9 protein-coding genes and 1 pseudogene are annotated in these 12,225 nt (G+C 40.7%); 6 read left to right on the plus strand and 4 right to left on the minus strand.

The genetic code is table 11. The features are described 5' to 3' along the window. From IX315_RS08620 to IX315_RS08630, 3 genes are all read right to left on the minus strand, one after another. Positions 1-783, minus strand: a 783-nt coding sequence (locus IX315_RS08620; protein ID WP_211837372.1) for an Eco57I restriction-modification methylase domain-containing protein, incomplete at its 3' end; no start/stop codon positions are given. 288 nt (positions 784-1,071) lie between these two features. Beyond that, positions 1,072-3,156: a type IA DNA topoisomerase gene (locus IX315_RS08625; protein ID WP_211837373.1), complete on the minus strand. Its 2,085-nt coding sequence runs from the start codon at positions 3,154-3,156 to the stop codon at positions 1,072-1,074. A gap of 13 nt (positions 3,157-3,169) precedes the next feature. Beyond that, positions 3,170-4,579: a DUF3945 domain-containing protein gene (locus IX315_RS08630; RefSeq protein WP_211837374.1), complete on the minus strand. Its 1,410-nt coding sequence runs from the start codon at positions 4,577-4,579 to the stop codon at positions 3,170-3,172. A gap of 283 nt (positions 4,580-4,862) precedes the next feature. Between IX315_RS08630 and IX315_RS08635 the strand changes: the two genes are divergently transcribed. From IX315_RS08635 to IX315_RS08660, 6 genes are all read left to right on the plus strand, one after another. Continuing rightward, entirely contained in the window at positions 4,863-5,471 is a 609-nt protein-coding gene (locus IX315_RS08635; protein WP_211637256.1) for a TetR/AcrR family transcriptional regulator, read from the plus strand. Between the two features lie 4 nt (positions 5,472-5,475). Further along, a complete protein-coding gene (locus tag IX315_RS08640; RefSeq protein ID WP_211833766.1) occupies positions 5,476-6,624 on the plus strand; it encodes a beta-ketoacyl-ACP synthase III in 1,149 nt (382 codons plus the stop codon). 30 nt (positions 6,625-6,654) lie between these two features. Then, entirely contained in the window at positions 6,655-9,720 is a 3,066-nt protein-coding gene (locus IX315_RS08645) for an alpha/beta fold hydrolase (protein WP_211837375.1), read from the plus strand. A gap of 83 nt (positions 9,721-9,803) precedes the next feature. Continuing rightward, positions 9,804-10,388 (plus strand): hypothetical protein, encoded by a 585-nt coding sequence (locus IX315_RS08650; RefSeq protein WP_211637250.1) that lies wholly within the window; start codon positions 9,804-9,806, stop codon positions 10,386-10,388. Positions 10,389-10,400: 12 nt separating this feature from the next. Continuing rightward, entirely contained in the window at positions 10,401-10,727 is a 327-nt protein-coding gene (locus IX315_RS08655) for a hypothetical protein (protein WP_211637248.1), read from the plus strand. A 13-nt stretch (positions 10,728-10,740) separates the two neighbouring features. Continuing rightward, positions 10,741-11,844 (plus strand): M12 family metallopeptidase, encoded by a 1,104-nt coding sequence (locus IX315_RS08660; protein WP_211637246.1) that lies wholly within the window; start codon positions 10,741-10,743, stop codon positions 11,842-11,844. A 97-nt stretch (positions 11,845-11,941) separates the two neighbouring features. Here the strand turns inward: IX315_RS08660 and IX315_RS08665 are convergent. Continuing rightward, positions 11,942-12,225 (minus strand): annotated as a pseudogene (locus tag IX315_RS08665) (conjugal transfer protein TraG); the annotation flags it as partial.

Genomic DNA, 12,225 nt, shown 5'->3' on the forward strand with positions numbered 1-12,225 from the left:
ATTTTTAGGTGAGTCCAGGACACCTCGTGAAGTAATAAAAGCGAGCAAACCGCCCTCCTTCAGCACATCAAGTCCCTTGACGAAGAAATAGTTGTGGATTGACTTGGTAGAAGTCTGCTTAATCACCTCATCACTCTTAAGGAAACCTCGGTCGTAAACCAAGAAATCGCCAAAGGGGATATTGCTGGTTATAAGGTCAAAGCCTCCCCCTTCTGCTCCTAAGTCATCCACCTGCTCAAAGGGCTTCTGATAGACTTGGATATTCCCCTCACCCATCGGGTGGAGGGCTTGCATCATACGAGCGGTTAAGAGGTCTTTCTCCAAGGCATACACCTTGGTTGTTGGCGAAGTAGCAAAGGCAGTGGTGAAAGCTCCCATACCTGCCGATGGATCGAGCACACGATGGAGCCGAATGCCACTGCTCTCTATCCCCTGAGCAATCGCATCTACTATCCGCTGGTCGGTATAAAAGGCGGTCAAGACACTCGACTTAATGCTATCCCAATACCGCTTCGCCATATTCGCATCCAGAGCATCCCGATAGATAAGTTGCTTCAGCTGACGAGTCGGTTCAAAGAGCGACTGCTCGCTCATAGCCCAATAGCGGATATCCTCATCGCTGTCGGTGCGACTGAGGACACACTTTAGTCCACCGAAACCTTGATAGCGGAGCAGTTGCTCCCGCTCTTCAGTGGTCGGTAGTCTCCTCTCTTTTTCCAGTCTAAGGATCACTCGTATTGCCTCGCTATTCTCTTGCAATACCTTTTGCTTATTATATGCCATATCGAAATCTTACCATGGATGAGCAATACTCCCTCGATAGAATGACCGCTATAGGTATCAGACAAGAACGACTGATAGGATATCCCTTGAACCTTATAGCTATATGGTATGACCCTTTAATATATACTAATCACCTACTTTAATATATACTAATTGGTGCGTTTAATGTATACTAATTGAGGCAATTAATATATATTAAAGGGTCATGCTTTCAGTATCAAACGCTCAAGCGTGATAGCTATCTCGGTTGTCTTATACGCCTATACCGCTTATCTCCGTGGGGTATTCCTACTTTTTCTTGGCTCTAGCCTCAAACTCAAAAGCGGTGGAGAAGTCCTCTTTTAGCACAAATTGGGCATTGAATTTCTTACCTGCCTTGCTGGTCATTCCCTTGAGGGTGGGTGTTTTGCCCTTAGTGATGAGGTCTTGGATATTACTGTCCGAGAGGAAGGTACCACAGAGTTCACGGAAGACTTTGAAACCACAAGCTTCATCTTTGCACTTCGCTACCTTATTGTAAATAGCGAAGCTCTCCTTACCACACTTGGGACATTTGTAAGTCGGGTACTTCTTGGTGGGGACAGTCAGTGCCAATAACTCACTACATATTTGGCGAGTGTATTCCTTGATACCCTCTTCAAACTCTCCAATATCTAAAGCTCCTGCTTCAATAGCCGCAAGAGAGAGTTCCCAATTGCCTGTCATCTCCGCATTGGCAATCTTCATCTCTTTGACCACCTCAAACACCTCAAGTCCCTTGTCGGTAGGGACGAGCGACTTCTTCTCCCTACGGATGAAGTCTCTGAGGATAAGGGTCTCAATGATATTGGCTCTTGTCGCTGGCGTGCCGATACCACACTCCGAAAGGACTTTCTTAGTCTCCGCATCCTCGACCTCTTTACCAGCATGTTCCATTGCTGAAAGCAAGGTCGCCTCTGTGTAGAGTGGCTTTGGTTTGGTGGCTTGCTTCAGTAGCTCGGCACTCTGTAGGGATAGAGTTTCGCCCTCCAAGATAGCTGGGAGCTTATTCAACTCTTCCTCTTCTTCACTCTCTTTCCTTTTATCGTCCCTCTTACGTTGTACTACCTTCCAGCCAAGGGCAACTGGTCGCTGACCTTTCCAGATGAAATGGTGTGTGCCGTCTGTCAGTTCTACCTGCATACGCTCCTCTTGGGAGGGTGGCAGGAATGCCTCGACAAAGCGATGGGCAATCAACGTGTAGATGGTTTGCTCATCGGCAGAGAGCATCGGGGACTCCTCGCCGGTCGGGATGATAGCGTGGTGGTCGGTCACCTTGCTGTCGTCCACCGATTGGCGGTTGAGAGGGATAGGAAGCGCCTGCTTCCGTACTTTGGCGATAAGCTTTGGGACTTCCTCAAACACATCCTCCGAGATATAGCGACTACCCGTGCGTGGGTAGGTGGTTACTTTCTTCTCGTAGAGGCTCTGGGCGATAGACAAGGTCTTGTCGGCAGAGAAACCGTGGCGACTATTGACTTCCTTTTGGAGTGCGGTCAGGTCGTACAAGAGTGGTGGCGGAGTCTCCGTCACCATTCTTGTGACCTTAGTGACCGTAAGCGAGCCGTGAGAGCGGAGCTGTGCGAGCATACTCTCGGCTGCCGTTTCATTATCATATTGCTCCAGAGAGTTGGCTTGGAGCGTGAGGTCGGGGTGGTTGATGAAAGTGGATAGCTTCCAGTAAGGCACTGACTGAAACGCTCTATTCGTGAGGTAGCGAGAGCAGATCATAGCCAAAGTGGGTGTCTGAACTCGCCCCAGAGAGTAACCACCACGAGAGTAACCGCCACGGCGTGCAATGGACAAAGCTCTGCTGGCATTGATGCCTACGCACCAGTCGGCTTCGCTCCTCGCTTTAGCGGAGAGGTAGAGGTTGTCGTATTGATTGCCTGGTTTCAGCTGGGTAAGTCCCTCCGTGATGGCTTTGTCGGTAAGTGAAGAGATCCAAAGTCTTTGGAAAGGCTTTTGGCAACCTAAGTAGTGGTAGATGTAGCGAAAGATGAGTTCACCTTCTCGTCCTGCATCGGTAGCAACGATGATTTGGTCTGCTTCTGTAAAGCAATGACGAATTGCCTTGAGTTGCTTAAGGGCTGATGGGTCATCGTGGTACTCCTTGTCCTTGCAGACTTGTCGCACTACCAACTGGTGTGGATTGGGGAGTATCGGCAGGTCGTCTGCTCTGTACTCCTTAAATCCATATACTTCGGGCATAGCAAGGGTGATAAGATGACCAATAGCCCAAGTGACGAGATAGCCATTCCCCTCGATATAGCCGTTCTGCTTTTGGGTTGCCCCAACGATACGGGCAATATCACGAGCCACAGAGGGCTTCTCTGCAATAATACATGTAGTCATAGTCTATGGGGGATTAGAGTTTACGACCTCGTGAGACCTTCTTCTTCTTCTCGGCTTGCTGCTCTGCCTGCTTCTCTGTAGGCTGGGTCTGCTTAGGTTTGAGGGGTTCTTCCAACTTCTTTGTCGCTTCGTTGGTCTTCCCCTCGATATTAACCGCCACTTGGGTTTTGTGCTCTTCGGCTACCGCCTCCACCTTATCGGCAGACTGCTTCCTGTCGGGATTGAAGCGGAAGAAGCGTAGTCGGTTCTCCTCGGGCATCAGCTTGACATAAGCATTGAATGACTGCCCCTGCTTATCCACCATATTCTTGAGATAGAGGGTGGCACCATTGGAGAGAGCTTGGTGCTGTTTATCGCTGAGTTCCAAACCACATAGCTTCTTGGGAATACGAGGCTGTTGCTGCTCCTGCGACTGCTCGAGTCGCTGTTTGTAGCTCTTCGTATTATCAAAGATAAACTCGATGCCTTTCTTCTCCGCATTGACTTGGAGGGTCGCATCAAAAGGTTTATTGCTCTTGGAGAGCATCCCCTCTACTTTCACCGCCTTGCCCTCCACGAGGTCTTTGTACTGCTGGTCAGTTAGCTCTACGCCCTTAATCTCCTTCGGAATGGAGACTCTATCGGCACGGAGAGCGACCAACTCATTGGTCAGTGGGTCAATGGAGACATAAGCGGAGAATGGTTCGCCATTCTTTGGTGTCAGTTCCACCACCTTACCAAGGTTACCCGTGGTCTGAAGTGTCACTTTCTCATCATCAGTGAATTTGTACCCCAAATATGGGTAATCGAGTTTTGGTTCTTTGCGGATGTTGTGGATAGCGAGACCGATTTCGCCATCTTCATTCGTACGAAGAGCAAGCCGAGCATCGGTGTAGATGGTCTCACTACCTGCTTTAACTGCGATGGTGACAAGGTCGGACTTCTGCCAATTAAGGAGCTTTTCGAGTTGCCCACTCTCTTCTAATCGTTCCTTGGTCACCCCAATGGTCTCTAACTGCTTCCAATCCACCTTATCCTCGGGAATGGCTGTCGCCTTCTTCTGCATAGGGAGAAAGTCCTCAAAGTGAACCTGACTCTTCTCCAGCTCAGCCTTTATCTTTGGGTCTTCTCGCTCAGGCAGCATGGTCTTGAGTGCATCCACGCTCTTCTCTACTCCTTGAGCCGCCACCTTGTACAGCCCGAAGTGGGTCGGGTTATTGAACTGCCTAAGGAAATTGGTCATAAAGTTCTTCAGCAGTCCATCTTTGCTGTTGAACTTCAGAAAAGCCGCTTGGTTGGCTTCAAGTGGCTCAGTTGTTTTGAGCTTGCCCTTATCATCGATGCCCGAAACTACGGAGAGTTTCCCAGCCTCCTGCTCACTCTTTATCTCCGTGCGATCCTCCAGTATCAGCACATACTCTTGTCCATTCTCATTCTGTTCCATAACTTGTATTCTATTGGTTATCAATCAAATTACCACGCAAATATATCTGCTAAGGCAAAACGATTTCCAAACTGTGAAATGCAGGGAAATATAGTTGTTAAGTGGGAAGTGAGATTATCTATAGTTAAATTCCGACTCTCAATAGTTAATAAATCAAAAAAAACAATCTGAAACCTTGAAATTGTTTTGCTTATATCAATAAATATCCATAGCTTTGACGAGAAACCAATTAGTCGGTATGTGTAGTATCATGCGACATAACACATTTGAAAAGATATTATAAATGAGTAATAAAGAGCAAATATTGAGAGAGTCATTTATGCTTTTTCTAAAGAATGGATATGAAGCTGTAAGCCTTGTTGATATAGAAAAGGCTTGCGGGGTTTCTCGGGGTGGAATCTACCACCACTTCAAAAGCAAAGAAAGTATATTTATTGAATCTATAGGGAAGTTTGTTTTCGAGTTTTTAGGGTCTACGCCAGTCGAATCAGTGCCAGACCATACAAGTATTAGTTCCCCTCTACGAACCTTTCTAAGCCTTACGCTTGAAAATATAGAGCATAGAATGAAGTTATTTCACGAAAGATTTGGAAATGAAGTATCAGCAAGGAATCTCTTTGCTTTAGTATTTTACCTTAGGAATAACTATCCAAACACGAAGACGAGGATTGAGGAGTCTAGTTATAATGACCAAGAGAAATGGGTGGATGTAATTGAAGAAGCTATAAAAGCCAATGAAATTAAAAATACGGTGGATATTGAACAACTTGCACTTAACTTTAGAAACATATATGTTGGAAAATCTATAAGTGACTCCCTAAATGAGGAATTAGTAGTTGAAGAGCTTCGCTCACAATGGATGAATATATACAACTTAATCAGACTAAAATAACACCATGGCTTCTGTTTATATCAATCGCGTAGCATCGTTTTTACCAAACGCACCAGTTTCTAATGATGAAATTGAAGACTTTATTGGCAAGATAGGAGGTAATCCTTCAAGAGTGAGAAGTATTGTGCTCAGACAAAATGGCATTCTCAATCGCTATTATGCTTTGAATAGGGAGCACAAAATAACCCACTCAAATGCACTAATGGCTGCTGAAGCTATCAGAGGACTATTTGATGACAGAGAAGTACCTAATGATGTGACATTACTCGCTTGTGGAACAAGCACACCCGACCAACTACTTCCCTCGCATGCTTCTATGGTTCATGGTGAACTTGGGAATTTTCCCATGGAGATATCTTCATCAGCGGGTGTATGCTTGACATCTTTACAAGCATTGAAGATTTGTTATAGCAATATTCTTGCTGGTCTTCATCACAATGCAATTTGTGTAGCTTCTGAATTGACTTCTCCAGCTTTAGTTTCTAAGTTTTATGACCCCGAGTATGAGATTACGCATAACAACCCAAATAAAGATCCTTATATGGCTTTTGAGAAAGACTTTATGAGGTTTATGTTGTCGGATGGTGCAGGAGCTGTCTTAGTTCAAGACCAACCTCAAGGTGATTGCTCGATGAAAATTGAATGGATAGATATGACTTCCTACGCCAATGAGTTGCCTACATGTATGTTTATGGCTTCCGAATTAGAGCCTGATGGTCGATTAAAGAGTTGGAAAGAATTTTCTCCAGAGGAGATTGTAGAGCGTGGTGTACTTGTAGGGAAGCAGGATATTCGACAATTAAAGAAGTATATCATTAGGTATTGGGTAGATCATATAGAAGAAGTTCTTTCTAAGCATAAGATAAAGGCAGAAGATATTGATTATGTTATACCGCATGTCTCTTCAATGTTCTTCTACGAGAAACTCAATGATGAGATAAAGAATAGGAATATAGCTCTAACCAAAGAAAAGTGGTTCACAAACTTGACTTCTGTTGGCAATATTGGTTCAGCCGCTATATATGTTGCTTTGGATGAGTTAATTAGGACGAATAAGTTAAAGAAAGGAGATAAAATATTATTACTTGTTCCAGAAAGTGGTCGTTTTTCATATGGAACTATTTTATTAACAATCGATAATATTCCCCGTTAAGTGTTTCTCAACTAAATTGCAATAATTATTATGAACAGAAGCATAAAACTAATTCTATGTATCTTGATTACAATGCTTTCTTTAACTGGAAAGGCTCAAGACACTAATGGTTTAAGAGGTTATTTGAATCATATGTTTGAGCATATTGATAAAACAACCATACCTACTGGATTCCTAAGAGACTACGCTGTTGAAGACGAAGATTTCGACCTATACAATGGTCAAGTAGAATTAAAACCAGACAACCAAGTAAATATTAGCACATATGGCAACCTTCTTAATACTATCTGTTCAGCCTATGTTTTTAACGATAATATGGCTGATCGTCTTAGCAATAGACTCAAAGCAAGCTCTGACTCAAAAAAAGAGGGCACACTTCGAATTAGCTATATGCTATACAAATATGCACGTATAAAAGCAAATGCATTACGAGATGGTATTATTGCTTATCAAAACGAACAGGTATTTCACGTAAATAAAAATGTAAGTCCGTACGAGACTGAGCAAGTCTTTGCCGCTTGTGCCTTGGATGAAATTATATGGCAACCTGATTTAAAGATAATTATCCCTTCGGATTTAGTATTTACTAATTTCAAGGGCAATAATATTATTATTTCAATTGACTACGGAGAAGGGTATAAAATAATCAAAGTTGATTCTCCATTGTCCGTGAGATTAGAGGAGGGTGAAAATAACATTAAACTTAAAGTTCAAACAAATGATGGTGGGGTTTTCGTAACACATTCCTCAGTATATGTTGTTCCTCAGAAGATGTCTGGACAACTTAGAAGTGCATCTCAAAATACTAATTATGACACACATTTTGTTGCCCATGGAAGTAGCTATAAAGGTATTCAAACAGAAGCTGATGTCTATATTAAATATGGAAAAAAACATGGTTCTTTGAAAAAGCCTTTTATTATTGTAGAAGGTTTTGACCCAAGAGTTGATTTCACAATGAATGGACAAACTAGTGAAGGTGTTTGGACAATTGATTTAGTGTTAAGTTCTCGGGATTTACGTAATTTATTATGGCAGCAGGGCTTTGATTTAGTCTATGTAGATTGGCGAAATTCTGGAGAGTATATTCAAGCAAATGCCAATACATTGATTGAAGTTATTAAAAAGGTTAATTTACTCAAATCTCAATCAGGAAGCTCTGAAAAGAATGTAGTAATAGGACATAGTATGGGGGGGTTAATTGCTCGTTATGCATTAAGAACTATGGAAGTAAAGAACAGTAAACACGATGTGTCATCTTATATTAGTTATGATTCTCCTCATTTAGGTGCACACATTCCTCTAGGTGTTTTATATGGCTTCCATGGATTACTTCAGTTTATAGAGAGTCGCGGATTGATGAAGCAACTTATCTTAGATTCTGCTAATATCAGTAGTATTATTGAGATCGGCAAGTCTCTCGCCTATTCTAACTCTGCTCAGCAAATGTTGGTATACTTTGTAGATCCTGCGGGAAATTTTAATAACCAAGAGCATTATAGGTGGCAAAATGAGCTAAATGAGTTGGGATTTCCCAAAGGTGATACTGGTTTTCCAATAAAAAATCTCTCAGTTTCTAATGGCTGTTATAAGACCCCTCAAATATCATCATATTTCATAACTACAGATTTTTCTGCGGGTTCTGAATTACTCTCAACGGCACTTTCATTCTTGAGTTTGAAATGGAAACTTGTTGCTGCAACTAGCATTGGCTTTGCCTTAAATGATATTGTCTCAGGACTTCTAACACTACTACCTGGAAGAACAGCAATCGATGGTAATTTTGATTTATATCCTGCAAAAAAAGTAGGTGATAACATCACTAGTATAAATCTAAAATACAAAAAGAAGTTTCTATGGCTCATTCCTATAACTCGAGAATTATTTAATTACAACAAGTTTTTTCCGAATGTCTTATGTTATGACTTTTTTCCTGGATCTTTTTACGGCATAGATAGAGATTTCCAAGGTAATATTGTTAACTCATCTGGAGGCATACCATTATTTTATGATTACAGATTTGACACAAATGTAGCACCTCAGATTCAATTTATTCCTACCTCAAGTGCATTAGCATTTGGAGATGGCTTAAATAGCAAATCCGATTTGTTTTTTCGCCCCCCTATGGGAGATGAATCTCCTTTTGGATCTAATTATTTTGTTCACACCCAATCACAATCTCATAGCTTTTTCACGAGGGATGGCATAGATTGGATTGATCGGAATCTTAAGACATCAATCATCGGTCCTCGAAATGGTTTTGATGGTGCAAAATATTCGCTCTCTGAATATAATGGTGTAGTTAAATGGCATAGTGAGAGACCTGAAATAGCCAATATTTCAACAGATGGAGTCCTTTCTGTAAAGGGTAAAGGTCACGTTCTGATTACAGCGACAACATGTTCTCAAGATGTATATAGCACAATTATTGTAGTGGGAATGCCAAGATTCATTTTAAATGCAAATCATGTCCCTGGTGGGTATAAAGTCAGTGCTAAATGTATTGACCTAGAATTTGATGATGGTGTAAATTCTCAGAATACTTTGGTCTTTAGATGGGGAATTAAATACCCTAACTCCAAAATTCGTTGGTTTGAGTCCAATTCGCATGAAATAATGATTCAATCTGAAGATAGCCAACCCTCCGTTACCATATTTATGCAGGTTCAAGACACAAATGGTGATTTAGGAGAAATGGTTCATACCTCTGTGAATTCCCAAGTAATTTACTATTCTAAGAATCAAACCTATTATATCGATTCAAACGCAAACCTTTATAAAGAAAATATGAGGTCATATTCATATAAATCAGCTCGATTGTATCTTGAATACAAACCCAACATCGCAGATAAATATAAAGGAAGGGAGTGGATGCCAATTACAGCATTGGTGCTTTCCCCGAGCGGCAATACAAGAAAAATTACAATAAGAAGTGGTGGTGCATTGATTAAGGATATTATTCCAGAGTCCGAGATTAATTGGATTAAGCAAAACTCTTTAGATGGAGAAGTTCAAGTGTATATCATTGCAATGAAGAATTATTCGGGCGAAGTTATACAATATATGCCTGTTAAATTTATTTACAAATCAATTTGACTATGAGGTATTTAATAAAGGATGCTAGATTATTGTTTTGGGTAGCTTTCTGTTGCCTAATCTCTTCGGGCTGCTTTAGAAATATGACTCTTGATGATATGTTTCCTATTAGAGAGCTCGTTCTTGCCAATGCAAATATAGACGGAGTTGAGTATCAACATGTTGTTTATAGCAATAGGTTGGGGGTATTTCCGTACAAACAACTTGTTTTCGATTATGACGCGGATCATTCTCTATTGTATGGTTCGATTTTTCTGGAAGAAAATAATAATAAGCAAAATAGCGACAAGAAGATGATTGAGTTTTACTTGCACTACCCATTAAATACAGAAGAGCGTAAAATTGATTTTGAACTGACCAGCATAGAGATACGAGAAAGTGAACCACTTTTTACTCAAATTAAAGCTTGGTGTGATAACAACCCTATTGACCCAGATGAAAAGAATTACAAAGCGATTGTACTTTTTTACCCTGATTACGCAGATTGGGGCTTTCATATCGCTTCTGGAGCAGTATCGATAATAGACTCAAAGTTAATGTCCGTTGATGGTAAAGAGAGTCCCTATTTGTCATTTACATTTGATTTGAATAATAATATAGATATATATAAGAGCATTGTAGGATCAATGAATGCTAGTGTATATCGTAAGAGAAGTAATCACAGATAAGTCATACAGACCATGAATGTAAGAAATGTCCTTAGCGTTTTGCTTATTGTAGTTTTTCTTGGGTTATTCTCTTGTAGCCCACAAGAGCATTTAAAAGTAGATTCATCGGAAAATGAAAGTGAGTTTACGACTGACAAGCCATCTAGAGAGGAATTGCTATTCCTCTACCAGAAAAACACTGATAATGCACTAATTGAGTTAGTGAGGTACTCTGAAAGTGAGAAAGAGTTTATTCTTGATCTCTCAATTGAGGATGCAAAAAGCATCGGAATTACTGATGAAGAGTATAATAACATATTAAAGATTGTGGAAAAATTAAATAAATGTCAAACTAAATAATATTTATCAAGTTATGAGCTACAAGTTTACTACAAGGGTAATAACCCTAATCGCACTTATTCTTATTAGTGTGTTGTCATCTTGTCAAAAAGATGAAATTGACACTCCATGTTTCTCTACTTCTGGAGTTTCAATAGATGAGCTAGATTTAGACTCTCCTTCGTTCATTGCAACACTGACTGATTTTCAAAAAGAAAATCTAAAGAATGTTGGGAGTGTATTTCTTCCGGAACAAGAGAAAAATTCTTGGGACAATATCATTTCTGAGCATGTACCTTCACGGTGGGGGATTTTTGAATTACCAAGTAATATCGATAGCAATCTCCGAGCAGTAGGGGTTTGGGGATCTTACCCTGGTCGTTATTGGACAATGATTAGAGTAAAAACGGCAAGATTAGATGATCGGGTTCGAGATGCTTTAAATAGCGCCGTAGACAAAATAGAATCCAAGACCAATGTTAGATTCTATAACTCACAATTGGATCCTGAATATGCCGAGCCTTATCATATCAAATTACCTAATGTTTATGTAAGGTTAGTCCAGAAAGATTTCGGGGTCAGTGGAAGTTTTGGCATGTCCGGAGGTGAACAATACATTGACGTTCCTTCAAATTTTTCTGGAACAGATGAGGAGTTGGAGGCCTTTTTAATGCATGCATTGTGTAATGCTGGTGGCATGTTTAATGAGGTACAAAGGAAAGATCGAGATGATTATGTAACTATAAATTGGAACAACATTCCTAGCGATATTCACTGGTGTTTTAACAAAGTCGGTAAAAATTACACTCAAAGAGGGTATTTTGATTATAATTCTATTACTATGCCTCACTCTAAGGGCTATAGTAAAAATGGAGGATATACTTTTCTAAAAAAAGGTGGTGCTAGGATTACAAAGAACTTAGAGCTATCCGAATTAGATGCATATTTTCTCAATGAATTTTATCTTCCATATATTGCAAGAACAGATTTGTACACGGAGTTAGATACAGTAGTCTTTTATCAAGGTCGGAAGCTGTCTGAACAAGAACGTATTGACTTACAGAGAAGAATAAATGAATCTAGAGGCTTATATGGAGAACCACCTATAGAAAATAGGGTAATAAGAGAACCTTGGTAACCAATTATACTCTTTGCATTAATTGAAATTAACATATATATCTGAGAGTAATAATTTAGTATTTATTGCACTAAAATTCATAGAATTAAATTAGTATTTACTCTTTTAGCAGATGAGCAAGTGAGGGGTCGGACTTGATGCGGGTGATTTCGGAGTCCACAAGGACAAGGACATCTTGCTTGACTTGGCGATAGTTGGCTTCGATGGTTTCTTGGAGACCATCGGAGCCATCTGCTTTGGTGAAGTCTGCGATTGTGGGGATGGACTGGTATTGCTTCATTTCGGCAGAGACTTTGGCTGAGTCCACTACAATCTCTGCATGGAAAATCTTTTGTTCTATGCGTTCATCAAAGTTGTCAGAAACTGCCCCTACAAACATAC

Origin of the sequence: Porphyromonas levii (assembly GCF_018206105.1) — a bacterium.
Taxonomy (GTDB): Bacteria; Bacteroidota; Bacteroidia; order Bacteroidales; family Porphyromonadaceae; genus Porphyromonas_A; species Porphyromonas_A levii.